This window comes from Serratia sp. 506_PEND (assembly GCF_001076875.1).
Classification (GTDB): domain Bacteria; phylum Pseudomonadota; class Gammaproteobacteria; order Enterobacterales; family Enterobacteriaceae; genus Serratia; species Serratia marcescens.
Genome location: NZ_JVEL01000332.1, coordinates 1 through 789, shown reverse-complemented (window position 1 = coordinate 789; position 789 = coordinate 1). Strand labels below are relative to the sequence as shown.

General features: G+C 59.6%; 1 protein-coding gene. It reads right to left on the bottom strand.

Annotated features, from left to right (window positions below):
• Positions 1-763: type VI secretion system domain-containing protein (locus tag ADK28_RS10080; protein WP_193392128.1), on the bottom strand; the 763-nt coding region annotated here is incomplete at its 3' end.
• Positions 764-789 lie beyond the last annotated feature (26 nt).

Here is a 789-nt window from a genome sequence, read left to right as displayed (position 1 = left end):
AAAAGGCTTCGCGGGGCTCACTTTGCGACCTGATATTGTCTTCCAGCAGTGCCAGCGCCGCATTCAGCCCCTGCTCTTCGCGGCAGGCACCAATCGCTGTGTTCACATCACCACAGGCCTCCCCCCGTTCCGTCGCTGCTGCCCGCAACCACTGTTCACAGCGCGACGATAAAAATGGGGTGTCATCACTGAACGTCAGCGTTCTCAGCGCAGGCAGGCGATGTAGCAGGTGCTGGAGTTCTTCCCTGATAGCCTCAGCCACTGGTGTCAGTCCCTTTAGTAGCGCCATCTGCGCCGACAGCCAGTGACCGTCAAACCAGTAAGGCGAAAGGGTGAGGCTCGTCTCTGTCTGACGCCACAGGGTTATATCGGCGCAGGAAAGGGCTGATTCGTATTCACTTACCCGGTCAAGTGAAACCGCCGCCAGCGGAGTCCTGTTTCCTCTGCTGACAACAGGCGTGGACGTGATGGTATGCCAGATGGCATAACGGCGAAGACGGTATCCCACCGCCTCACCCGGGTGCTGCTCGGTCAGGCGGTCTGCCACCTTCAGCAGCGTCTGCTGCCATGCCCGTTCATCAGCATCGTCGATGTTCAGGGCCATGTGATCATGGCGAACAACAGGTTCTGGTGATGTTGCTGAGGCCGGCGATTCAGGGGAAGACGGGCGCTCTGCACTGTCCTGGTTCTGCTCCTGTAACTGGCGAGCAGCACGCTGCAAGGTAATGAGTAACCCGTCAAACAGGCCATCCTGCTCGGGCATCAGCGCTCCCCAGGTCCGTGCCAGCG